This window comes from Aurantibrevibacter litoralis, assembly GCF_034651555.1.
Taxonomy (GTDB): Bacteria; Bacteroidota; Bacteroidia; order Flavobacteriales; family Flavobacteriaceae; genus Aurantibrevibacter; species Aurantibrevibacter litoralis.
Window position 1 is genome coordinate 183,891 of the sequence record NZ_JAYEEQ010000006.1, and the last position, 25,062, is coordinate 208,952.

Genomic DNA, 25,062 nt, shown 5'->3' on the forward strand with positions numbered 1-25,062 from the left:
TCGATTTAAATGGTTTCTATTTCTTCTTCTTTTAGCCGAATCAAGGCCTGTCTGTATTCTTCCGGAAAAACCTTAACAAAACGGGGCAAACTTTTTTCCCAATTTTCTAGAATACGCTGTGCAATAGGGCTTAGTGTTGCATTATAATGATTCTCGATGAGTTCGCGCAACTGTGCAATATCTTCGGTCTGATCTACGGTAAGAAGGTTTAACGCTTCCATATTGCACCTCCTTTTAAACGTTTGCTTTTCATCAAAAACAAATGCAATTCCACCACTCATACCCGCTCCAAAATTGCGCCCTACTTCCCCCAAAATTACGGCAACACCGCCGGTCATATATTCACAACCATGATCGCCAATCCCCTCCACTACGGCTTTGGCACCGGAGTTTCGGACACAGAATCGTTCTCCGGCCTTTCCGTTAATATAAGCCTCTCCCGAGGTGGCGCCATAGAGCACTACATTGCCCGCAATAACATTCTCTTCGGGTTTTAAGGTAGATTTGTAAGGTACTTTAAGCACTAATTTAGCACCCGAAAGACCTTTACCTAAGTAATCATTGGCATTACCATTCACAATCATGGTAAGTCCTTTGGTTGCAAAGGCACCAAAACTTTGTCCGGCCGAACCTGTGAAATTTAATTTTAAAGTGTTTTCGGGTAATCCCTCTGCCCCGTAAATTTTTGAGATTTCATTACTGATAATGGCGCCAATAGCTCTATCTCTATTTTGAATGGGGAAATCTAAACTAATTTTTTCCTTTCGGAAGAGTGCCGGATGCGCCTTGGCGATAATCTGAAACTCTATCGATTTATCCACATCGTGTGTTTGTTTTTTGGTGTTATAAAACTTGGTGCCTTCGGGAACATCAACCTGATATAAAATGGGTGTAAGATCGATGCCGGCCGCTTTGTAGTGATCTACGGCTTTTTTATGATCTAGTTTCTGTACTTGTCCTACCATCTCATTAATAGTCCGGAAACCTAATTTAGCCATAATTTCTCGGAGTTCTTGCGCCACGAAATACATATAATTTACCACATGTTCCGGCTTTCCTTTAAATTTTTTACGCAATTCTGGATTTTGAGTAGCAATCCCTACCGGGCAGGTATTTAAGTGACAAACCCGCATCATAATACAACCGGATGCTACCAAAGGAGCCGTGGCAAAACCAAATTCCTCGGCACCCAAAAGGCATGCGATAGCCACATCTCTACCTGTTTTTAGTTGTCCGTCGCATTCTAACACTACCCTATTCCTTAGGTCGTTTAGTACTAAAGTTTGCTGCGCTTCTGCAATACCAAGTTCCCAAGGTAATCCGGCGTGTTTTAAAGAGGTTAACGGAGAAGCTCCTGTACCGCCGTCGTGACCCGAAATTAAGATGACATCGGCTTTAGCTTTAGAAACACCTGCTGCAACGGTGCCCACACCTACTTCGGACACAAGCTTAACATTGATTCGCGCTTCTCGATTCGCCGATTTTAGATCGAAAATTAATTGCGACAAATCTTCTATAGAGTAAATATCGTGATGCGGCGGGGGCGAAATTAAGCCCACATAAGGGGTAGAATTTCTTGTTTTGGCAATGGACGGGTTTACCTTAGGACCGGGCAATTGTCCGCCTTCTCCGGGTTTTGCCCCTTGTGCCATTTTAATTTGAATTTCCTTGGCATTGGTCAAGTAATTGGAGGTAACCCCGAACCTACCGGAGGCCACTTGTTTTATAGCACTGTTTCTCCAATCGCCATTTTGATTTCTGTAAAAACGTTCGGCGTCTTCACCTCCTTCACCCGAATTGCTTTTACCGCCAATCCGATTCATGGCAATGGCTAAGTTTTCATGAGCTTCCTTGCTGATTGAGCCATACGACATAGCACCTGTTTTAAATCGTTTTACGATTTCTGTCCAAGGTTCTACTTCCTCCAATGGAATGGGGTCATAATTAGAAAACTCGAACAAGCCCCGGATGGTCATGAGATTTTTGGATTGTTCATTTACCATATCCGCAAATTCTTTATACGATTCGGGTTTGTTCGATCGTACGGAGTGCTGTAATTTGGCAATGCTTAAAGGGTTGAATAAATGCTTCTCCCCGTCCCGTCGCCAACGGTATTCGCCACCAATTTCCAAATCTAAATTGGCTGCAATTTCCTGAGGTGCAAAGGCTCTTTGATGCCTTTTGGCTATTTCTTTTTCTATTTGATACAGATCGATCCCTTGAATTCTGGTAGGGGTGTTGGGAAAATACTTATCCACAACTGTCGTGTTTATACCAATACACTCGAATAGCTGAGAACCTCGGTACGAATTTAGGGTAGAGATACCAATTTTGTTCATCACCTTGAGTACGCCTTTGCCGATGGCCTTATTGTAGTTCTTTACGGCATCCGAAAAAGAATATTCGGTAATGTCATTGGCTTCGATTTGCTCCCCAATAATTTCATTTACCAAATAAGGATTAATAGCACTGGCACCATATCCGAAAAGCAACGCAAAATGATGTACTTCTCTTGGCTCTGCAGATTCTATAATAATACTTAGCTTAGATCGTTTCCCCAAGCGCTGAAGACCACTGTTTACAAAGGAACAAGCCAACAATGCCGGTATAGGTGCTTTCTCTTTGTTTACGTTTCTGTCTGATAGAATGATGATGTTAGCGCCCTCGTCTACAGCTTTTGAAGCTTGACTTAAAATAGCGTCCAATCCTTCCTCAAGCGCATTATGTCCGCGTTCAATATCATATAGTATAGGAATGCTTACCACTTTGTAATCGGGACTGGCATCATAATTCTTTATTTTATCTAAATCTTCTTTAGAAATTACCGGGTTCTGAATTTTTAATTTTCGGCAATGCAATTCGGTAAAATCGAAAATGTTATGATCGCTACCCAGTGTAAGGCTAATATCGGTAATTAGCTCCTCTCTTATTCCGTCTAAAGGCGGATTGGTAACTTGCGCAAAGAGTTGCTTAAAATAGTTGTAAATAAGCTGAGGGCGTTCCGAGAGTACCGCGATTGGGGTATCGGATCCCATGGAGCCAATGGGTTCTTTTGCGGTCTTACCCATGGGAAGAATTATGGTGTTTATATCTTCTAAGGTGTACCCAAAAACGGATTTACGCTTATCTAAACTTGCCTCGTTTAAAAACAGTGGGCAATCGTTATACGGAATATCTCTTAGGTGTACCAAATTTTTGTTAAGCCACTGGCGGTACGGATATCGTTGCGCAATTTCTTCTTTAATTTCTTCATCATTTACAATGCGCCCCTCTTCCATGTTCACTAAAAACATCTTACCGGGCTCTAACCGACCGTGAAGTTCAACATTTTCAGGTTCAATTTCTACGACGCCGGTTTCCGAAGACATAATTACATAGCCGTCTTTGGTTACCGAATAGCGCGAAGGACGTAATCCGTTTCTATCCAAAACTGCTCCTATATAATTACCGTCGGTAAACGGAATGGAGGCAGGACCATCCCAAGGCTCCATTAAACAAGAATTATACTCGTAAAATGCTTTTTTGGCATCGGACATGTCTTCGTTTTTCTCCCAAGCTTCCGGCACCAAAATCATCATGACTTCCGGAAGGGATCGCCCGGTCATTAACAACAATTCCACAATCATATCCATCGTAGCAGAATCCGATTTACCGGGAAGTACTATGGGCAGAATATTTTTTATCTCATCGCCAAACAAATCACTTTGAAGCAGTTCTTCACGAGAGCGCATCCTAGAGATATTGCCTCTCAAGGTATTAATCTCTCCATTGTGGCACATGTAGCGGAATGGTTGTGCCAAATCCCACGTAGGAAATGTATTGGTTGAGAAACGTTGGTGTACCAATGCCAGTCTGGTAACTACCCTAGGATCCCGAAGGTCTTTGTAGTACAGACTAATATCTTCAGGCATTAACAGCCCTTTAAAAATGATGATTTTGGTAGATAGACTAGGAACGTAAAAAAAGTTACTCTCCGATAATTTTGAATTAAGTACAGTATGTTCCGTAACTTTCCGCGCTACAAACAACTTAAGGTTAAAGGTAAAATAATCCTGATTCTCATTTTCCTTTGCAATAAAAATCTGTTTTACAAAAGGTTCGGTTTCCGAGGCGATTCTACCCGGAACGCTTTGATCTACAGGCACATCACGCCAACCTAATAATTTTAGACCTTGTTTTTCTATATTCTCTTCAAAAATAGTGATACAGAAATTTCGCTGATTTTCTTTTTGAGGCAAGAAAATATTACCCACGGCATAATTACCCGGGCCAGGCAACTGAAAATCACACTCCGCCTGAAAAAAATCATGGGGGATATCAATCAATATTCCGGCACCATCGCCGGTTTTTCCATCCGAGCTTACGGCACCTCTATGCTCTAGTCGTTCTAAGATTTCAAGTGCCTTGTGAATAATGTCATTCGATTTTTTCCCTTTAAGGCTACAAATAAACCCTGCGCCACAATTGTCGTGTTCAAATTCTGGTAGGTACAACCCTTGCTTTATCAACTTCATAAATTATGGTATTTCTTCAAAAATATTATTTTAATTAAAGAATATGCAGTGATTTTAAATATAATGAACAAAAAAATCATCATTCACAACAAATCGTTAAAAAAAAATCAAATGCAACTATTTAAAAGCAGCACATTGCGATTTTGACAAATTTACTAAACTTTGAAATGAAATTTCTAGGAATTTAGGGGTGCAGCGTAGAAAACAATGTAAATTAACAGAAAGACCCCTTTTGAATGTGCCGTGTAACAAAACAAAGGTGAATAAAAACGTTTATTTTGTTGTTTTGGAAGGGGGTAGTTGTCAATTAAATCTATTCAGCTTTTAAAATACTTCTCGAAATTACAATTTTTTGGATTTCGGAAGTGCCCTCGTAAATCTGGGTAATTTTTGCATCGCGCATCATTCTTTCCACGTGATATTCCTTCACAAATCCGTTGCCTCCATGAATCTGCACTGCTTCTATGGTTGTATCCATGGCCACCTGAGAGGCATAGAGTTTAGCCACAGCACTGGAGAGGTCATAGTTTTTATCCGAATCTTTGTCTAAAGCAGCCTTATACACCAAATAGCGAGCTGCCTCGATCTGAGTATGCATGTCTGCCAACTTAAACGCAATGGCCTGATGATTGGCTATCTCGGTGCCAAAGGCGCGTCGTTCTCTGGCGTATTTTTTGGCTAGTTCATAGGCTCCTGAAGCAATCCCCAAGGCCTGGGCAGCAATTCCAATGCGACCTCCTGCCAAGGTTTTCATAGCAAAAGTAAACCCGAAGCCGTCTGCACCTATCCGGTTCTCTTTGGGCACCCGAACATCTGTAAAAGTTAAGGAGTGGGTATCACTACCTCGTATGCCCAATTTGTTTTCTTTAGGACCAACCACAAATCCGGGACTATTCTTTTCCACGATAAGTGCATTGATACCCTTATGCCTTAATGCGGCATCCGTTTGCGCTATAACCAAATATATAGATGCAGAATTACCATTGGTAATCCAATTTTTTGTGCCATTTATAAGATAGTGATCGCCTTTGTCCATTGCAGTGGTTTTTTGCGATGTAGCGTCACTTCCGGCTTCGGGTTCTGAAAGACAAAATGCGCCTAAAACTTCACCGGTAGCCAATTTGGAGAGGTACTTTTCTTTTTGTGCTTCTGTACCAAACTGCTCCAAGCCCCAGCAAACTAAAGAATTGTTTACCGATGCAATAACAGCAGCAGAAGCATCTACCTTAGAGAGCTCCTCTATAACCAATACATAGGATAAGGTATCTAAACCGCTACCTCCGTATTTGGGATCTACCATCATCCCCAGAAAACCAAGTTCCCCCATTTTTTTAACTTCCTCAATCGGAAATTTTTGATCTTCATCTCTTTCCAGAACACCCGGGAATAATTCATTTTGCGTAAAATCCCGTGCCGCTTCTTGAATTAATAATTGCTCTTCTGAAAGGTTAAAATCCATATCGGGGGTATCCATTTGTGATGTCAAAGACAAAGATAAGCCTATATCGTGAAAAACGTAACAAAAAGAATTTCAATTCTTTTTTTTTCTATTACCACCTAGGCATTAACCTGGAATATAAAAAAGTCCTTATCCAAATTATTTTGAAACCAACCCAATTATTTTATATTTGTTTCAAGATGTTCTGCGATGGATCATCAGCGACTGAAACGCTCTAATGGTATGTGCCCTTGGAAAGTCCAAAAAGTTGCCGATGTAGTCGAAGATGAAATAGGCATTTGGCGGTGTAATCAACCATTCCTAAACGTGGGTGCTACTAGGGGTTGTGTTTGTCTAGTTATGAACATCTGTTTAATTTAGTTTGAAACCCAGCGGCGCGGAAATTTTGAGGTACAGATAGTGAAAAGAAATGTCAATGAAAGCATTGTTAAAGGTTTATGAAAACAAACCGCCGGAAATAGTCTTTCATTGGAAAGATGCTGCGACGGAGGCAGAAGGCTGGGTTGTAATAAACTCATTACGAGGAGGTGCTGCGGGTGGTGGCACACGAATGCGCGAAGGATTAGATTTTAACGAAGTGCTCTCCTTGGCAAAAACCATGGAGATAAAGTTTACCATTTCGGGACCTCCCATAGGCGGCGCTAAATCCGGAATAAACTTTAATCCGTCAGATCCCAGAAAAAGAGCGGTCTTAGAACGTTGGTATACCGCAGTAGCGCCTTTGCTAAAAAGTTATTACGGCACTGGTGGCGATTTGAATATTGACGAAATTCACGAAGTAATTCCTATTACTGAAGATGCCGGAGTTTGGCATCCGCAGGAAGGCGTATTCAACGGCCACTTTAGACCCACCGAGGCAGACAAAATAAACCGAATTGGACAATTGCGTTTAGGCGTTATCAAGGTGGTGGAAAACAAAACCTTAAGTCCAGATACGAACCGTAAATATACCGTAGCCGACTTAATTACCGGTTATGGCGTTGCCGTGGCCATTAAACATTATTACGATATTCATGGCGGAAACGTTAAAGGCAAAAGGGCTATAGTTCAGGGTTTTGGCAATGTAGGATCGGCAGCCGCTTTTTATTTAGCACAAATGGGTGCTAAAGTAGTAGGCATTATTGATAGGGCTGGAGGCATCATTAACGAAGAAGGGTTTTCACTTGATGAAATCCGAACTTTTTTTAAGAACAAAAAAGGAAATGCACTCATAGCCAAGGATATGTTGTCGTTTCAAAACATCAATGATCGTATATGGAATTTGTCTACGGAGATTTTTGTACCCTGCGCTGCCTCGCGCCTTATTTCTAAGGAACAAATTGAACGTATGATCCTTTCCGGATTAGAAGTTATTAGTTGCGGCGCCAATGTACCCTTTGCGGATAAGGCCATTTTTTTTGGCCCTATTATGGAGTTTACCGATAGCAGGGTGAGCCTCATTCCAGACTTTATTTCCAATTGCGGTATGGCACGCGTTTTTGCCTATTTTATGGAAGGAAGAGTCGCCATGGATGACGAATTAATATTTAAAGACACCTCAGATACCATTAGAAAGGCAATTTTCAATATATTTATCCAAAATTCAACGCGAAAAAACCTGAGCCGTACCGGGTTCGAAATCGCTTTACAACAATTAGTATAAATTAAACCAAACGTAACATGGAAATCCTAATTATTATTTTATTTGTTTTAGGCTATTTAGCCATCACTTTAGAGCATAATCTGAAAATCGATAAACTAATTCCGGCATTGGGTATGATGGCATTGTTATGGGCTATTATTGCCCTAAACCACATGTCTGTATTTGAAGTAAATCCCGATCTTCAGGAATTGGAAGAAGGTACCTTAGAAGGGATTTTACTTCATCATTTGGGAAAGACAGCCGAGATATTGTTTTTCCTTATGGGAGCGATGACTATAGTTGAAATTATAGACTATTTCGACGGATTTTCGACCATAAAGAATTACGTAAAAACGAAAAACAAGAAAAAGTTGTTGTGGATTGTGTCCTCTTTGGCATTTATTCTCTCTGCAATTATTGATAACCTTACCGCCACTATTGTTCTGATTACCATTTTACAAAAATTGATCAAGGATAAGGAGTTACGCCTGTGGTTTGCGGGTATCATTATTGTAGCCGCCAATGCAGGAGGAGCCTGGTCGCCCATTGGAGATGTTACAACAACCATGTTGTGGATTGCCAATAAAGTTACCGCCTTATCCCTTATAGAACATGTCTTTATCCCCTCGCTTTTTTGTTTTGCAGTGCCTACCTACATTGCGTCTAGATTGGCAGTTTTTAAAGGAGAAATAGAAATAGACGCAGAAGAAGATGAAGAGGCAGTTACATCTAAATATGGCACAATTATGTTCTATTTAGGCTTATCGGCTATTATTTTTGTTCCTATTTTTAAAACTGTAACGCATTTACCTCCTTATGTAGGCATGATGCTTTCCCTAGCGGTTGTGGCTGCCTTTGCTGAAGTCTACAGTTACCGTAAATTTAGTTTGTCCGATATTAACGACAGTGCAGAACACGATGCTGCCGGACATCATAGCCCTGTTCATAAGTCTCTTTCAAAAATAGAAATGCCTAGTATTCTATTCTTTTTAGGTATTTTATTAGCCGTTGCTGCTCTTGAATCTTTGGGGTTGTTATTTCATTTTGCAGGTATGCTAAACGAAACAATGCCCGGTCTGGGAACGGAGATGCATTCTACTAAAATCTCTGATCTTGTGGTGATCTTGTTGGGTGCAGGCTCTGCGATCATCGATAATGTGCCGTTGGTGGCTGCCAGTATTGGGATGTTCCAAATAGGGGTTGATGAGCCGGCATGGCATTTTATTGCTTATTCTGCCGGTACAGGCGGCAGTATGCTTATTATTGGCTCTGCAGCAGGAGTTGTCGCTATGGGTATGGAGAAGATCGATTTTTTCTGGTACCTAAAAAAAATAGCATGGTTAGCTTTGGTTGGCTTTTTGGCAGGGGCAGCGGTTTTTATCTTATTGCGAAATTTTATTTTAAACGCATAATTTTATCGACGAAATACCGTTATTATCGCAACTGTAATCTAAGGAAACTATGTTATTATTTCAGGATCTGGTCGATGAGACTCAGATGGGGCTAGATATATCGGAAGAAAAAACACTGTCGGTAATCGATTTAATATTTAATGGAGGCACAGCAAGTATCGTAATTATCGGCTTGCTGTTTGTAATGCTGTTTGTAGCGCTGTATATCTATTTTGAACGCATATTTGCCATTAAAGCTGCTTCAAGAATCGATAAAAATTTTATGAATCAAATCCGAGATCACATTGTAGGCGGAAAATTAGAAGCAGCCAAATTACTCTGTGCTCAAACCGACTCACCGGTAGCTCGCTTAACCGAGAAGGGTATCTCTAGAATCGGAAAACCATTAGACGATATTAATACAGCTATTGAAAACGCAGGCACCCTAGAAGTGTATAAACTAGAGAAAAATGTGAGTATTCTAGCTACGGTAGCCGGTGCTGCTCCTATGATTGGGTTCTTAGGAACTGTTATTGGAATGATATTGGCATTTCACCAAATGGCCACTAGTGGCGGACAAGCGGAAATGGGTTCCTTGGCGGCCGGGATATATACGGCTATGACCACTACGGTTGCCGGGTTAATTGTGGGCATTATTGCCTATATCGGTTATAATCATTTAGTAAACCGGACGGATAAGGTTGTACATAAAATGGAAGCCAATGCCGTAGATTTCTTAGATTTACTTAACGAACCCATATAATAAAACGCCGTTGAAATGAAATTGAAAGGAAGAAATAAGGTGAGTCCCGATTTCAGCATGGCTTCAATGACAGATATTGTGTTTCTGTTATTGGTATTCTTTATGCTTACGGCCAATTCGCCTAATGCCCTAGACTTATTATTGCCAAAGGCTAAGGGAAAATCTACCAATACGCAAAACGTATCGGTAAGTATTAATAAGAATTTAGAATACTTTGTAAACAACCAAAAGATTAACGGAGCTTATATAGAAATTGAACTTAAAAAAGCACTTCAAGGACAAGATAAACCTACCATCATTCTTAGGGCAGAAGAAAGCGTTGCGATAAAGGAAGCCGTAAACGTTATGGATATCGCTAATAGGAATAATTACAAGGTTATTTTGGCGGTGCGCCCCAATTAATGTCGTTCTTAGATACAAGACACAAGAAAAAATCTTTTACACTAACAACACTCTTGTTAAGTGTACTGCTATTATTGCTATTTTATATTGGTCTCACCTATTTGGATCCGCCAATAGAAAATGGCATTTCTGTTAATTTTGGAGCCATGGACTATGGTTCCGGAACAATACAGCCCAAAGAAGCCATAAAAACAGTGCCTCAGCAAGAAAAACAGCCAGACAAAAAAGTAGAGGAAGTGGTAAAGGAAATTCCTCAAGAAAAAATAGAAGAGGTGCTAACCAATGACGATATCGATGCTCCAGTAATCTCCCCCAAAAAGAAAGAAATTAAAGAAACACCCAAGATAGAACCTAAACCCAAGGAAGAAGTTAAAAAACCTGTTGAAGCTCCTAAACCTTCCCAGAGCACCACCGATGCGCTTTCCAGCATTATCAATGGCCCTAAAAATGAGGGTACTGCTACAGGTGGCGAGGGCGATGACAAAAGAGCCGGCGACAAGGGGCAGCCCGATGGTGACCCCTATGCCACAAGCTATTACGGAAGTCCAGGTTCTGGTTCCGGAACCGGTGGTTTTGGCTTAAACGGAAGATCCTTAATTAGTAAAGGAAAAGTAGTACAAGACTGTAATGAAGAAGGAAGGGTTGTAGTAAAAATTACAGTAGACCGAAATGGGGTCGTAGTGAGCGCTACTCCGGGTGTACAAGGCACTACCAACAATCATCCGTGCCTTTTAGAACCCGCTAAAAAAACCGCCTTTATGCACAAGTGGAATTTGGACGCCAATGCCCCAAGTCAACAAATAGGTTTTGTGGTGGTCAATTTTAAATTGGGAGAATAAGGAATGAGTTACAAGGAGACTTTGGCATGGATGTATGGCCAACTTCCCATGTACCAACATTCCGGTAAATCGGCTTATAGTCCCAAATTAGATGCCATAAAGGAATTTTCAAACTATCTCAATCAGCCGGAAACCAAATTTAAAAGCATACATGTAGGCGGTACCAATGGTAAGGGCTCTAGCAGCCACATGCTTGCGTCTATTCTACAAGAAGCGGGCTACACCGTGGGCTTATATACTTCACCTCATTTAAAAGATTTCCGAGAACGCATCAAAATTAACGGAATACCGGTAAGTCGTACTTTTGTAACCCGTTTCGTTCAACGTCATTTGGATTTTTTAAGCTCCAAAAGGTTATCCTTTTTTGAAATGACGGTGGGTATGGCTTTTGATTATTTTGCGCATAAAAAAGTAGATATTGCCATCATAGAGGTGGGTCTTGGTGGTCGGTTAGATTCTACTAACATTATCCTCCCCCAAGTTTCACTCATTACTAATATTGGCTTTGATCATATTGACATTTTAGGCGATACACTAGAATTAATAGCCACCGAAAAGGCCGGAATTATAAAGCCAAATGTACCGGTGGTTATTAGTGAATATCAAGAAGAAACAGCACCAATATTTATAGATGTAGCATCCAAGACGAATTCAAAAATCCTATTTGCAAGCAAAGAGCGCTTAAAAAAATATAAAGTCTCCCTTCTAGGAAATTACCAACAAAGAAATATAAAAGGTGTCCTTTGTGTATTACAGCAGCTGAAAGGTTTTACCATTACGGAGCAGCATATTATAGCGGGGCTACTGCATGTGGTTGAAAACACTGGTTTATTGGGAAGGTGGCACGTGTTGCAAGAAAAACCAAAAGTTATCTGTGATACCGCACATAATAGTGAGGGTTTGGCCTTGGTATTAGATCAGGTAAAACATGAAAAATTCCGACGCTTGCATTTGGTTATCGGATTTGTGAAGGACAAGAACCTGGATGCCATTTTACCGTTATTTCCCAAGGATGCTCAGTATTATTTTGCCCGGCCCAATATTGCAAGAGGATTAGCCGTAAAAACGGTGAAAGAAAAGGCAAGGGAAAACGGCTTGGAGGGCAAGATTTATGTGTCTGTAAAAAGTGCCTTAAGGGCCGCATTAAAGAAGGCGCATCCAGATGATTTAGTGTTTGTGGGAGGCAGTACATTTGTGGTGGCAGAAGTGGTTTAATCTTTTCTTGTTTTTTCTTTTGGGGAATGAAAAACTATCCTATATTTGCACTCGCTTACAGGAAAGGTAACTTAATTTCCTTTACGCATAACAAAGGGTTACGGGCTCTTAGCTCAGCTGGTTCAGAGCACCTGCCTTACAAGCAGGGGGTCACTGGTTCGAACCCAGTAGGGCCCACATCCACAAAAAAAAGCTTTTCAAGCAATTGGAAAGCTTTTTCTTTTTTACGGGTACAACATAGGTACAACATTTTATTTTTAATACATTGAGTTCAAGCTTATGCCACTTCACGTTTGTACATCATAACCTGAGTGCGATTAAAACAGGCATAGTTGGCTGGCGGTTTCGATGCCCCAGATATAAGGATTTTTGTTAGAAAAACATAGGTCACTAGTCCAAATACCAGTTTGGCCATGAAGTTTGCGTATAATTATGTAAGAATTAAGGATGATATTAAAAGCAATCCAATTTCTAGGTCATAAGACAGAAAATTTAAGTGACTTTTTTTATTATAATTTTCGCAGTCATTTTATAATTTATTATTTATCAACACTTTAACTTACAAAATTCTGCCTTCTTTCAAAATTACAAACCTAAAATAGTAATCAAACTGGGGTGAATAGTATATTTTCACTAACTTTTGGTTCTTGATATTGTTTTTTGAATTCAAAATAATCGTATTGAAATTGACCACGAGGATACCCAAAATCAATGATTTAAATAAGATTAAAATATTGATTTTCAATTAATTGAACTTTTTTTTGTCTTATGACATACTCTTGGTTTGCATTATTAGGCACGATCTTCTTTTAAAACAATAACTCCCTCAAATCCAGATTACCAAAGACCAAACTAAATAATGAAAATTATAATTAAACCATTCATTTCAGTATCTTAGTAAGGGTTATTAATCCAATAACGATAAACTCATTGCACATAAAATCTATAAAAAATGGAAACAGAACCTGTACAACCAAGAACCATTGCGCTAAATAAACAAGTTATTTGAAATGTTGATCTTAGGGTAGGAAAGGAAAAAGAGAAGAAGGATAAACAAAATATTCAATTAATCTATGCAAGTCAGCTATATGGGACATTTTTTGGTGTTGCAGCGAAATTCAATATGAACGAAACAGGTCAATTCTTGGAAACAATGGAGTTAGATCTTATTAATTATAAAGGACTATTTAACTTAGGAATCCTCGCAGAGGAGACCAAAGCTGCTTGGTGTGAGCCTGATAGTAAAGGTCAAGCTTTATTAACCCTACATTTGAAAGCAGCAAATGGTCTGCATTCTTTCAAAAAGGATTCCACGTTAATTATTAATTGTAAAAAAACGCCCATAGACCAGCTAAATGAAATGATTGTTAGCAGAGAACTCCATCCAATTTATGAAATGGATCAAGCAAATTATGAAGAAATTTTGCGCGCGAATTTATTCGATTCGGAATTCTACGAAAGAGATGGAGTAGCTGTTTTAAAAAAAAAATAGAATGGATGTAATAGGTAAAATGGTAACTATTGGTAAATGCCAAAATTCCTTGGTAAAATTTATTAAGTAAAAGAGTAACGTGATATGATAAACCTTTTCCTTTTTATAGGACTTATGCAATCCGGATCCAATTTAAAAATCACCAATGAGTGTTGGCAAGCACTAATGAATTTAGAAATTAAAAAGGCTCAAAAAATTTCAACTAAAATCGAAGACATTCAACTACGCGATTTAACACTAAAATATATTGATGTTATCACCACTGGAAGACCTGTTCAAATTGATGCAATTCAAGTTAAAAATTTAAATAATGAACAAAAAATTCTGTACCACCTCGTAAAGGCTCAGAACGAAGTTATTATCGGAAATGGTTCTAGTTTACAGGCCTATAAAGATCTTTCCTCAGCACTATTTATAAGCAACGAAAATGGATTCAAAGAGCTCTCAAAACTTTCATTAGTAACTATTTTAAATTTATTAAAATCAGAAATATTCATTGGTGGAAATCAACATTTAACATACCTTACTTATTTTAAAGAGCTGAGTGACTCTAAAAATGACAAAATTATTTCTTCTTATTTCGATGTGGTTTTTGCTTCAAAAGAAAATGAAAGTCTAGTACATTCGGAGGACCTTGGAGATTTAATAAAAAATTTGGACTCTATATTTGCTACAGTCCCTGACACACATCCTTATAAGCCATTTTATTTATACGAAAAAGGGATAGAAAGTAAATTAACTGGTGCGTATGACAATGCCATTGATTACCTGCGTAAAGCAATAAAATTTTGTAAAGAACCTCAGTATTCAAGATTGGAAAGCATTTTACATTGGCAATTGTCTCATACTCATATGCTCAATAATAATTTGGCAAAGGCAGAAGAAGAATTAGTACTTTCCCAAAACACCTCAATAAACTTAAAAGAGCAGTTTTATGATGATAGATTAAAAGCTTGGATTTTAAAAGAAAAAGAAATGTATGACTCTGCTTATTATTACCTAAATAGTTCCTTGTTGAAGGAATTTGAGCTGGGTGCCAAAACTAACTCTTTAGAATCAGGAATATTAGCCGTTAAAAATGAAACTGATAAATTAAAAATTGATAAGTTACAATTAGAAAATAAGAAAAGTAAGGTTCAATTGTATCTCTTTTTAGTACTATTTGCATTGGTAATAACAGTAATTACCGCAACATTTGCTTATAAAAACTCACTAAAAAGGAGATTACTGGCAGAACAACAAGAGCTGATACAGAAGCAAAGAGTTGAAACCTTGCTTAGAGACCAAGAACTAATAGGAATAGATGCCATGATCGCAGGTCAAGAAAAAGAGAGACAGAAAGTCGCAAATGAATTACATGATGATTTAGGTAGCTTATTAACGACTATGAAGCATCATTTCGAAAACTCTCAAATTGGCAAAAATAATCCAAGGTTAATACCTGTAGAAAAATTACTAAATGAGGCTTATCATAAGGTGAGAGGAATAGCTCATAGTAAAAATTCTGGAGTAATGAGTAATCAAGGTCTTTTACCTGCTATCAAAAAGATGTCGAGCGTTATTTCTGAAACAAATGCTATAAAGGTTGTAGTTGAAGATTTCGGAATGGGTACTAGACTTGAAAACGCTATAGCGTTGAACATTTTTAGAATGATCCAGGAATTAGTTGCGAATACAATAAAACATTCAAAAGCAACCAAAGTAACTATTCAATTGACACAACATGCCGACAATTTTAATATTATTATTGAAGACAACGGTATTGGTTTTGATTACGGTGCTTTGGATAAAAAAACCAGCGGTATGGGATTGAACAATATTGAAAAAAGAGTGGAACATATGGCGGGTAGGTTTACAATTGATAGTGTAATGGGAAAAGGGACTTCCATAATAATTGATATACCCATATAATTACCGTAGCAATTGCTGAAGGTCATCTGGATGTACTGGATGGCATGGAATCCTATATTAATGAACCCGCCACTATTTTAGTAGGTCATGCCCATAACGGTGAATTGATTCATTCCGGCTCGTGCACGAAGTGTTCCTTTTTTATATCTTTAAATAAAAATACTGCCATGCGAACACGTTTTTTCCTTTCTGTTTTCTCACTATTAATGGGCGTGCTTTCCGTAGCCCAAGATTCGCCCATAAAAGCCTTAGTCGGAGGCACCTTAATAGACGGTTATGGTGGGCATCCTATAAGAAATAGTGTCGTTCTTATTGATGGAAAAAAAATACTGGCAGTAGGTACTATAGAAACCGTGGCCATACCGGAAAATGCCGAAGTTATTTCTACCGAAGGAATGACAGTGTTGCCCGGACTTTGGGACATGCACGTACACACTATGATTAATGGGCATGCCGATTACGCCTATTGGGATAGCACCTATCCGCCCTTATTACAAGATGTGATCATGCCTGCTTCGGCCTTGCAATTACTTATGGCCGGAGTAACCAGTGCGCGCGATTTAGGAGCCCCTTTAGAAGCGAGTATCGCTGTACGCGATGCTATAAATACGGGTCGCATTCCCGGTGCTACCTTATATGTCTCGGGGCCTTTTATTCAACACAAACCGTATCCGGGTACCGAGGATTTTAGATGGGGTGTATCCGGTGCAGATGACGCAAGGAAAAAAATTCAAAAATTGGCCAAAGCAGGAGTAGATGTCATCAAATTAATAGATCAAGACGAAATGACCAAAGAGGAGCTGGGTGCCGTAGTAAATGAAGCACATAAAAACAAACTCAAAGTAGTAGCGCATGGACACCGACCGGATGAAATACGTGCCGGACTGCAAGCCGGTGTTGATGGTTTTGAACATACCGGCCTTTCTTCTGCTCCGGAGTACCCTGAAGATATCATGGAACTAATAAAGGAACGCACAGCGCAAATGAGTAAAGGGCCGCTGTTTTGGTGTCCTACGGTAGAAGGGCTCTACAATTACGAATATGTACGGGATAACCCCGAAAAATTAGATTCTGATTCTTGGCATCGAGGCTTGCCAGATAGTGTAGTTACCGACATAAAGTTGAGTATTTCCCATCCCGATAGATTACCCTATTTTCAACTTACACCCATCCGTAAACCAACGCTAGAACGCAAAATAAAACAATTAATGGATGCTGGCGTGGTGTTAATGATAGGTACGGATAGCGGCATACCCATGAAATTTCACAGTCAATCTACCTGGAATGAACTGGATGTTTGGGTTAACGAATTTGGGATAGACCCCATGTACGCTATACGAGCGGCAACCTATTGGCCTTCGGTATGGATGGGAGTTTCAGACAAAGTAGGCACCATAACGCCGGGGAAAGATGCAGATATTATTGCGGTAAAAGGAGACGTAATGCGCTATATCAGCCTTTTACAGGATGTAGATATCGTCATTAAACACGGAAAAAGATATAAATAATACAATTGGAAAAACAGTCTAAAAAAGAAGAACTTTGGAACACTCTATCCCATGCGGTCGGTGCAGTGCTGGGGCTTGTTGGTCTTGTGCTCCTTTTACTTTTTAATGAACATAAAACACCTTACAGTACATTTAGTATTTTGGTGTATGCCTTTTCTCTGATTTTACTTTTTTCTACATCGGCTATATACCATTGGGTAAACGATTATAGGCTAAAATTGCTTTGGCGAAAAATGGATCATATCGGAATTTATGTACTTATAGCGGGCACCTATACGCCGGTTGCCCTTATTACGCTCGAAAAAAATAACGGTTGGCTGCTGTTTTGGACCGTATGGGGCATTGCCGGTATGGGCAGTATTTTAAAACTTTTTTTTACCGGAAGATTCGAAAAATTGTCGCTATTTCTATATTTATTTATGGGTTGGTTAATTGTTTTTGATATTCATAATTTGGTTACTGCGGTATCTCGTTTCGGTCTTGTTTTTCTAATCCTAGGGGGTGCTTTTTATACCTTAGGAACGCTATTTTACGCCGTAAGAAAAATCCCGTATAACCATGTAATATGGCATTTTTTTGTATTGGGCGGTGCTATTTCTCATTATATTTTTATACTTGGTGCAGTTATTTAGGTTTTTATAAATTCGGCATATTCTAACCAAAACTGTTCCAATTTATCCATGGTGTCATGTAAGAACACCATAGTACGTTGCCAAGTGTTTTTGTCGTGAATAGATACCTGTGTAAGGGTTACAGATATTCTGGATATCTCCTTGCCATTTTCCAAAATACAGTGTTCCTCATAAACGGCATCGGGCAAATAATCTTGATGAAGGATACCCTTTAGAGCTTCTAATTTTTGGAAGTATATGCGACGATTTGTGGGATTTGAATCTTCAATATCTAACAGGATAGCAGCATTCCGGGTATCAAAATAAAATTTAAGAGATACATCTTTAATCTTGGTATCATACCGTATCCATTTACGGGGAAATGCCTTTCCATAGGAAACCCAAAATTCTTGCCGGATTACTTTTGAAACTTCCTTAGAAAACATCTACATATAATAAGCAATAACTACACCCAAAGCTATAACTAACAACTTCCTCAAATTAAACTTATGCCCTTCAGAACTTTCAAAAAGAATTACGGTAGAAATATGTAGAAAAATCCCAATTACCACCGCATTAACAAATGTGGAATAGGTTGAAACAACAGAGAAACTAGAGGCTAAATAGGTACCTAGTGGTGTCATTAACGCAAACAACGTAATGAAAAACAACGCATAAACCCGTCTAATCTTGGAGCCAAGAAAAAAGATACTAAGAATTATGGCGATAGGGATTTTGTGGATTAAAATACCATATACCATAGTTGTATTTCCTTGTATGGGAAATCCTTCTAAAATAGAATGTATAGAGAGACTAATAAAGAGCAACCAGGGGAAACTTGCCTTTTCGGAATCTATGTGTACATGACCATGCTCTGCACCCTTAGAGAAAAACTCAAGAAAAATTTGCAACAAGATTCCCAGCATGATAAAAACCCCTATCAACTTGGGATGCCCGTTTTCATACACTTCGGGCAAGAGCTCAAAAACAGTCAATGCCAACAAAAAGGCTCCGCTAAAGGCTAATAATAATTTAAAATGATCTGCTTTTTTAGGCTTTACTAAGAGTACAAATAGAAAACTTAACAAAACCCCTAGAATGGGAAGCAGATAGATCATTGAAGAGTGGTTATTTAGCGTACTTGTGAGTCAAAGCATCAATAGGGGATAAAATTAATGTATTTTTGTGGTATTCATAAATTTTAGGATGAACAATAATTATAAGATGGTTGCCAAGACCATGTTTGGTTTTGAAGATATTTTGGCGCAGGAAATTCGGAATTTAGGTGGCATAAATGTGACAACGGGAAACCGAAGTGTATCTTTCGAAGGTGATAAAGGTTTTATGTACAAAGCAAACCTAAGTCTTAGAACCGCTATTAAAATCATAAAGCCACTACATACTTTTCGCGTTACCGGAGAAAAGGATCTTTATAAAAAGATGTATGATTTTAATTGGAGTCCCATCCTATCAACCGCTACTACCTTTGCCATAGACACTACCGTAAATTCCGAAAATTTTACACATTCCTTGTATGTGTCACAGAAAGCAAAAGATGCCATCGTAGATAAATTTAGGGATACGGAAGGGCAGCGACCTAACGTAGATATTAAGTTTCCGGATTTGCGAATACATATCCACATACAAGATGAAACATGTACCATTGCACTAGATAGTTCCGGCAGGTCATTGCACCAAAGAGGGTATCGCACGGCCACGAATATTGCGCCTATCAATGAAGTATTGGCCGCTGGTCTCCTATTGCTGAGCGGATGGGACGGACAGTGCGATTTTTTAGATCCTATGTGCGGCAGTGGTACCTTTTTGACCGAAGCTGCAATGATTGCGTGTAATATTCCGGCAAATATCAATAGAAAAGAATTTGCCTTTGAGAAATGGAAAGATTTTGATCAGGAATTATGGGATAAAGTCGTCACCTCCTGCCTCTCAAAAACCAGAGAATTTCATTTTACCATTTCCGGTTACGACAAGGCACCCTCTGCGGTAAAAAAAGCACAGGACAATATAGAAAATGCGAATTTAAGTGACTATATCACCGTTGCGCGAAAGAATTTTTTTGATACAGAAAAAACGTCAGAAACCCATTTGCATATGGTTTTTAACCCTCCCTATGGCGAGCGTTTAAATCTGGAAATGGAAGAATTTTATAAAGACATTGGAGATATATTGAAAAAAAAGTACCCCGGTACAGATGCCTGGTTCATTACCTCCAATTTAGAGGCCTTAAAACATGTAGGTCTTAGACCCTCCCGAAAGATAAAGGTATTCAACAGTCATTTGGAGTCGCGATTGGTGAACTATGTGATGTATCAAGGGAGTAAACGAACTAAATTTAATCTCCATCAGCAATAAATGAAACCAAAAATAAAAGCACTATGGTTTAATTTTATAAGTTTTGCCATTATTTTTGTGATCCTCAGGATGGTTTTAGGCTATAGTTTGCCCAAAGTTCAGGGTGTTTTTTTGGCCGTAGCTTCCGCACTTTTTGCAAGTCTTTTGGCTCCTAAATTCTGGCCATCCAAGACCAACAACAAGGTACTCGTAAAATGGGTATTCCGAAAAAAAATCTGGGAAGTATAACCTCAGGAAAAAATACTAAATCCGTTCCCTTGTAGAACCTCTAGGGTGTCTCTTTTACTTCTTCGATTTTTGGAGGTTTCGCTTTTTTGTACAACGGCAGCAAATAGGTAAGGGTGTAGTTAAAGCCTACGCCAAAATTACTTTCGTCTGTAACCTTATTAAAACCGGGAATCCATAAATTCGTAAAATTTTCGGGTTGGGTATTGCTCAGCAGTAAACCCAAGCGTACACTGACACCCATGTAAATATTACTAAACAGTTCTACCTTAGTACCCATAACAAATTCTATCCAAACTGCCGATAATCCATCAAAAGATTTAGGATCCGAAGCTACCGGAAAAAAAGTATCCGGACTCCAGTATCTGTTTCTTTCAAAAATACTGTAACTATTTAGGGTCTGACTAAAACTGCTAAAGGCCAATCTGCTACCTATATGTATCGCATTGTTCATACCATACCAATTTTCGTAGGTATTATAATCGAACCCCAATTTTATATAACTGCCAGACGCCGTAAAGTTCAGCACATCTTCTTGCTTTGTCTTTTTTTCATTACCCAATTCTGCAGCCGCATAAAATTTTTGAGAAAGTCGATAATCGCCCACGGCCTCAAATCCGGTATAATTGTCGTTCATCGCGGTAATGCCGAGTCTACTTAAATCTATACCAAACCGAATACCGTAAGGTTGTTTGTAAACCACCGTATCCTTGGGGTTAAGATCAATGGTATTTTCCTGAGACCATCCCACAAAAAAGCAGGCCACAAATAATAAGCTAATGAAATATCTTAACATGGGCGGATTCGGAATTAGCAACTAGGGTATCTACAATTTCAATTCTTTTAATCCAATTGTCCGGATCTGTTGTAAGTTCAGTACCAAGATCGTCAAAATTGGCTATAAACCCACAGGCCCTAGAGACAAAGACTTCCTTTGCGCTATAGGTAAACGTAAGCGTGTCTATATTAACTGTGGTACTGTCATTGGGGGTTAAATTTTGAGACAAAATAAAGGTAGTACTCGTGGTGCCGAGGCGCAGCGGCAGCCCCACAGCACTTAAAGAAATATTCGGAATTACACCTTGGGGTTCATTGCCGTTCAAAAGTCCTTCTATCTGTAACGCACTAACGTTCTTTACGGCAGAAGCATCGTTGTCGTCAAAAAAATCGATACGTAACAATGGCGTATCTCCATCTACACAAATATCATCCTTTTCGCAGGCAGCACTAAAAAGCAACACTACCATGAGTACCCCAACTATCGTTTTTACCTTCATAAACGACTTTTAGATTTAGTGATCATTAGGCTCCTGTTTTTTCCAAAAGTACAACATTTTCTACGTGATGTGTTTGCGGAAACATATCTACCGGTTGCACCTTTGTTATGGTATAGGCTTCTTTTAGCAACGCCAGATCTCTGGCTTGTGTAGCACTGTTACAACTTACGTAAACTATTTTATTGGGCGCAATTTGCAGCATTTGCGCTACTACTTTAGCATGCATGCCGTCCCGTGGCGGATCCGTAATAATAACATCCGGGACACCGTGTTCCTGTATAAATTCAGAATTAAAAACCGATTTCATATCGCCCGTAAAAAAAGAAACATTGTGTAGTGCATTGATCTCCGCATTCGCCTTTGCATCCAATATGGCTTCGGGAACCGATTCTATACCGATTACTTTTTTAGCTCTTTTCGAAATAAATTGTGCAATAGTCCCTGTGCCGGTGTACAAATCGTACACCAATTCGTTTCCGGTTAATCCGGCCAAATCTCGGGTTATTTTATATAGCGTATAGGCCTGTTCAGAATTGGTCTGATAAAAAGATTTTGCATTTATTTTAAACCGCAATCCCTCCATTTCCTCAAAAATATGATCCCTACCCGAAAAGCAAACCACCTCCTGATCGTAAATGGTATCATTCTGTTTTGGGTTAATCACATAAAGAAGTGAAGTTATTTCCGGAAAAGCGTGTTGCACATACGAAAGTAAAAGTTCTCTCTTTGGGGTCTCAATTTCATAAAACTGAATGAGCACCATCAATTCGCCAATAGAAGAGGTACGTATCATTAAAGTACGCAACATGCCCAACTGCTGCCGGGGATTAAAGAAACTAATGGCATTCCGAATGGCAAAATCCTTAATAGCCAAACGAATAGTGTTCGATGGATCCTGCTGTAGATGGCACTTTTCTATATCGAGAATCTTGTCCCACATACCGGGAATATGGAAACCCAAGGCATTTTTATCCGTAATAGCTGTCCCGCTCTTTATTTCATCTAAGGTAAGCCACCGGCTGTCCGAAAACGAAAATTCCATCTTATTCCTATAAAAATAGGTTTTTTCGGACCCTATGATAGGAGAAATTTCGGGCAGTTCTAAATGTCCAATACGGCGCAGGTTGTTGGCCACTTCATTTTGTTTGTAAAACAATTGGTGCGCATAGTCCATATGCTGCCATTTACAGCCACCGCAAACTCCAAAATGGGTACAAATCGGCGTAGTCCGTTTTTCGGAAAGTGCATGAAAATAATACGCTTCACCCTCAAAATAAGCCTTTCTTTTTTTGGTAATCCGCACATCTACTACGTCGCCGGGAACAGCATTCGATAAAAATATAACTCGTCCATCGGGTGCCTTTCCAATGCTTTTCCCCTTAGCTCCGGCATCGGTAACCTTCACCTGTTCAAAGACGAGCCTACTATTCATTTTCCGCATGCGGCAAAAGTAAAATCTTTTTCATGAATATATCGTTCATAATTCTTAAAATGTAGCCAAGATCAACCTAATTTTTCACCCTAAAAAGTGTCATCATACCCTCAATCTAATTTTCGCCACTGGTTTCCTTCTAGACGCATCAGATTGCCCGAGAACCATGTATTGGGTGGCATTTTGTTATGATTTTTGGGCGTTACCCCGATGGGTCAGGCTTTTCGCTCCAATCTTTTTTTGAGTAAAACCTTCAAAAAAAGGATTTCCGCTGCAATCCTTAACGCAAATAGTGGCACGAATTAGAAAATAGCTGTAATTTTACCTTGCTACTAAGGATGATTTCTCTCCTACGCTGAATTTTCGTCCCAATACCCGCTTGGGATTTCGAAGGTAAAAAGGTATAGAAGGAATTGCTAACGTTTTATTTTAAAGTAATTTTTATCATGTCTCTTTTAGAAAAAATACCATCCCAAGAAGCCATGGCCTTAGAGGAAAAGTACGGTGCCCATAATTACCATCCACTGCCTGTGGTGTTGTGTAAAGGCGAGGGCGTCTTTGTGTGGGACGTAGAAGGAAAGCGGTATTACGATTTTTTATCGGCCTATTCAGCGGTAAACCAAGGGCATTGCCATCCCAAAATTGTGGAAGCATTGGTGCAGCAAGCACAAACTTTAACCCTTACTTCCCGCGCGTTTTATAATAATAAGCTAGGTGTATTTGAAAAATACGTTGCAGAAACATTTGGTTACGACAAGCTCCTGCCCATGAATACAGGAGCAGAGGCTGTAGAAACTGCCTTAAAAATAGGTCGCAAATGGGCCTATGAAAAAAAACATATCCCAGAAGGAAACGCTCAGATTGTAGTATGCGAGAACAATTTTCACGGACGTACTACCACGATCATTTCCTTTTCTAGCGATCCTGTAGCCCGCCGCAACTTTGGGCCTTTTACAGAAGGTTTTCTAAAAATTCCGTATAACGATCTTGCGGCCTTAGAAGCCGTACTAAAGGAAAACCAAAATATAGCAGGCTTTCTAGTAGAACCCATTCAAGGAGAGGCGGGCGTTTATGTGCCTTCCGAAGGCTATCTCAAAGGGGCCAAGGCCCTATGCGAAAAATACCATGTGCTTTTCATTGCCGACGAAATTCAAACCGGTATCGGCAGAACTGGAAGGCTGCTTGCTACTTGCGGAAACTGTAGCTGTACCGACAAACATTGTAGCGGTACACCGGAAGTAAAAGCCGATATTTTAATTTTGGGCAAAGCCCTTTCCGGTGGCGCCTATCCGGTTTCGGCAGTATTGGCCAACAACGACATCATGGAGGTAATACAGCCGGGAAATCACGGCAGCACCTTTGGTGGCAATCCCATAGGGGCAGCAGTAGGCATGGCTGCTTTAGAGGTGGTTAAGAACGAAAAATTGGCCGAAAATGCGTTTCACCTTGGAGTGCTTTTCCGAAAAGAACTAAATACGTTTATTTCCAGCAGTTCCGTAGTTACGCAGGTAAGAGGCAAAGGGTTGCTCAATGCTATCCTTATTAACGATACTGAAGATGGGTCTCTAGCGTGGGATATCTGCTTAGCCTTAAAGGAAAACGGACTATTGGCAAAACCAACCCACGGCAATATTATACGTTTTGCGCCACCTTTAGTTATGACAGAAACACAGTTGTTAGACTGTATAGCGATCATAAAAAAGACCATACGCTCGTTTGAAGTCTAATAAAGATGGACTTCTACGTGAAAACCAAAAAAAGCAATTGTTATTTTTTTAGGGGTGTCATCTTCCGCAACCAAAGAAGTAAGAGATATTTACTTTGGAAGTTTGCTGCCACCAAACACTACTCTGGAACGAGTGCGTCCGGCGCAAGGGTAAAGTATTGAAATTCCAATAGAGTTTTGGTAAAGAAAACGGATGTTTTTACCCAAATTTTTTTTACAAAGTTCACGGTTTACGCCGTGAGTTCTAAATGATGGGTTGGTGCGTCTTCTGTAGATGGAAGATGGTATAGGTACATGCCGTGT

The 25,062-nt window shown here is 39.5% G+C and carries 21 protein-coding genes and 1 tRNA gene; 14 read left to right on the forward strand and 8 right to left on the reverse strand.

What is annotated here, in order from left to right; genetic code table 11:
• Positions 1-5 precede the first annotated feature (5 nt).
• Together gltB and U1E44_RS07615 are read right to left on the reverse strand one after the other, a co-directional pair.
• The gene (gene gltB / locus U1E44_RS07610; RefSeq protein ID WP_322930468.1) at positions 6-4,514 is read right to left on the reverse strand and encodes a glutamate synthase large subunit; all 4,509 of its coding nucleotides are present in this window, start codon (positions 4,512-4,514) and stop codon (positions 6-8) included.
• A gap of 313 nt (positions 4,515-4,827) precedes the next feature.
• A complete protein-coding gene (locus U1E44_RS07615) occupies positions 4,828-5,973 on the reverse strand; it encodes an acyl-CoA dehydrogenase family protein (protein WP_323673864.1) in 1,146 nt (381 codons plus the stop codon).
• 415 nt (positions 5,974-6,388) lie between these two features.
• Here U1E44_RS07615 and U1E44_RS07620 point away from each other — a divergent pair, with 415 nt between their 5' ends.
• The 11 genes from U1E44_RS07620 (at position 6,389) to trhA (ending at position 17,747) form a co-directional block, all read left to right on the forward strand.
• Entirely contained in the window at positions 6,389-7,615 is a 1,227-nt protein-coding gene (locus tag U1E44_RS07620) for a Glu/Leu/Phe/Val dehydrogenase dimerization domain-containing protein (protein WP_322930470.1), read from the forward strand.
• 17 nt (positions 7,616-7,632) lie between these two features.
• Positions 7,633-9,006, forward strand: a complete 1,374-nt coding sequence (gene nhaD / locus U1E44_RS07625) for a sodium:proton antiporter NhaD (RefSeq protein WP_322930471.1) — start codon at positions 7,633-7,635, stop codon at positions 9,004-9,006.
• Between the two features lie 49 nt (positions 9,007-9,055).
• Positions 9,056-9,748, forward strand: a complete 693-nt coding sequence (locus U1E44_RS07630; protein WP_322930472.1) for a MotA/TolQ/ExbB proton channel family protein — start codon at positions 9,056-9,058, stop codon at positions 9,746-9,748.
• A 15-nt stretch (positions 9,749-9,763) separates the two neighbouring features.
• The gene (locus U1E44_RS07635; protein ID WP_322930473.1) at positions 9,764-10,150 is read left to right on the forward strand and encodes an ExbD/TolR family protein; all 387 of its coding nucleotides are present in this window, start codon (positions 9,764-9,766) and stop codon (positions 10,148-10,150) included.
• Entirely contained in the window at positions 10,150-10,989 is an 840-nt protein-coding gene (locus tag U1E44_RS07640) for a uracil-DNA glycosylase family protein (RefSeq protein ID WP_322930474.1), read from the forward strand. The genes U1E44_RS07635 and U1E44_RS07640 overlap by 1 nt, the downstream gene beginning before the upstream one ends.
• A 3-nt stretch (positions 10,990-10,992) precedes the next feature.
• Positions 10,993-12,204 carry a bifunctional folylpolyglutamate synthase/dihydrofolate synthase gene (locus tag U1E44_RS07645; RefSeq protein ID WP_322930475.1) on the forward strand — a complete coding sequence of 404 codons (1,212 nt, stop codon included), beginning with the start codon at positions 10,993-10,995 and terminating at the stop codon, positions 12,202-12,204.
• Between the two features lie 102 nt (positions 12,205-12,306).
• Positions 12,307-12,381 (forward strand) — tRNA-Val (locus tag U1E44_RS07650).
• A gap of 946 nt (positions 12,382-13,327) precedes the next feature.
• Positions 13,328-13,696: a hypothetical protein gene (locus U1E44_RS07655; RefSeq protein ID WP_322930476.1), complete on the forward strand. Its 369-nt coding sequence runs from the start codon at positions 13,328-13,330 to the stop codon at positions 13,694-13,696.
• A gap of 84 nt (positions 13,697-13,780) precedes the next feature.
• On the forward strand, positions 13,781-15,607 hold the full coding sequence (locus tag U1E44_RS07660; RefSeq protein ID WP_322930477.1) for a sensor histidine kinase: 1,827 nt from the start codon (positions 13,781-13,783) through the stop codon (positions 15,605-15,607).
• A 167-nt stretch (positions 15,608-15,774) separates the two neighbouring features.
• Positions 15,775-17,115 carry an amidohydrolase family protein gene (locus tag U1E44_RS07665; RefSeq protein ID WP_322930478.1) on the forward strand — a complete coding sequence of 447 codons (1,341 nt, stop codon included), beginning with the start codon at positions 15,775-15,777 and terminating at the stop codon, positions 17,113-17,115.
• A gap of 5 nt (positions 17,116-17,120) precedes the next feature.
• Entirely contained in the window at positions 17,121-17,747 is a 627-nt protein-coding gene (gene trhA / locus U1E44_RS07670; RefSeq protein ID WP_322930479.1) for a PAQR family membrane homeostasis protein TrhA, read from the forward strand.
• On the opposite strand, the gene U1E44_RS07675 is transcribed toward trhA, so the two are convergent.
• Together U1E44_RS07675 and U1E44_RS07680 are read right to left on the reverse strand one after the other, a co-directional pair.
• A complete protein-coding gene (locus tag U1E44_RS07675; RefSeq protein WP_322930480.1) occupies positions 17,744-18,172 on the reverse strand; it encodes a DUF4268 domain-containing protein in 429 nt (142 codons plus the stop codon). The genes trhA and U1E44_RS07675 overlap by 4 nt on opposite strands.
• Positions 18,173-18,844: a ZIP family metal transporter gene (locus tag U1E44_RS07680; protein WP_322930481.1), complete on the reverse strand. Its 672-nt coding sequence runs from the start codon at positions 18,842-18,844 to the stop codon at positions 18,173-18,175.
• Positions 18,845-18,932: 88 nt separating this feature from the next.
• Between U1E44_RS07680 and U1E44_RS07685 the strand changes: the two genes are divergently transcribed.
• Together U1E44_RS07685 and U1E44_RS07690 are read left to right on the forward strand one after the other, a co-directional pair.
• Entirely contained in the window at positions 18,933-20,099 is a 1,167-nt protein-coding gene (locus tag U1E44_RS07685) for a THUMP domain-containing class I SAM-dependent RNA methyltransferase (RefSeq protein WP_322930482.1), read from the forward strand.
• On the forward strand, positions 20,100-20,327 hold the full coding sequence (locus U1E44_RS07690) for a hypothetical protein (protein WP_322930483.1): 228 nt from the start codon (positions 20,100-20,102) through the stop codon (positions 20,325-20,327).
• Between the two features lie 40 nt (positions 20,328-20,367).
• On the opposite strand, the gene U1E44_RS07695 is transcribed toward U1E44_RS07690, so the two are convergent.
• Genes U1E44_RS07695 through rlmD form a run of 3 tightly spaced genes read right to left on the reverse strand, consistent with a single transcriptional unit; the run spans position 20,368 to position 23,042 of the window.
• Complete coding sequence (locus U1E44_RS07695) at positions 20,368-21,120, reverse strand: DUF6048 family protein (protein WP_322930484.1); 753 nt, start codon at positions 21,118-21,120, stop codon at positions 20,368-20,370.
• Positions 21,101-21,601: a DUF6452 family protein gene (locus tag U1E44_RS07700; protein ID WP_322930485.1), complete on the reverse strand. Its 501-nt coding sequence runs from the start codon at positions 21,599-21,601 to the stop codon at positions 21,101-21,103. The genes U1E44_RS07695 and U1E44_RS07700 overlap by 20 nt, the downstream gene beginning before the upstream one ends.
• A gap of 25 nt (positions 21,602-21,626) precedes the next feature.
• Entirely contained in the window at positions 21,627-23,042 is a 1,416-nt protein-coding gene (gene rlmD, locus U1E44_RS07705; RefSeq protein WP_323673862.1) for a 23S rRNA (uracil(1939)-C(5))-methyltransferase RlmD, read from the reverse strand.
• A gap of 437 nt (positions 23,043-23,479) precedes the next feature.
• Between rlmD and rocD the strand changes: the two genes are divergently transcribed.
• Positions 23,480-24,760: an ornithine--oxo-acid transaminase gene (rocD, locus tag U1E44_RS07710; protein WP_322930487.1), complete on the forward strand. Its 1,281-nt coding sequence runs from the start codon at positions 23,480-23,482 to the stop codon at positions 24,758-24,760.
• A gap of 89 nt (positions 24,761-24,849) precedes the next feature.
• Here the strand turns inward: rocD and U1E44_RS07715 are convergent.
• On the reverse strand, positions 24,850-25,062 hold a 213-nt coding region (locus U1E44_RS07715; RefSeq protein WP_322930488.1), incomplete at its 5' end, for a hypothetical protein.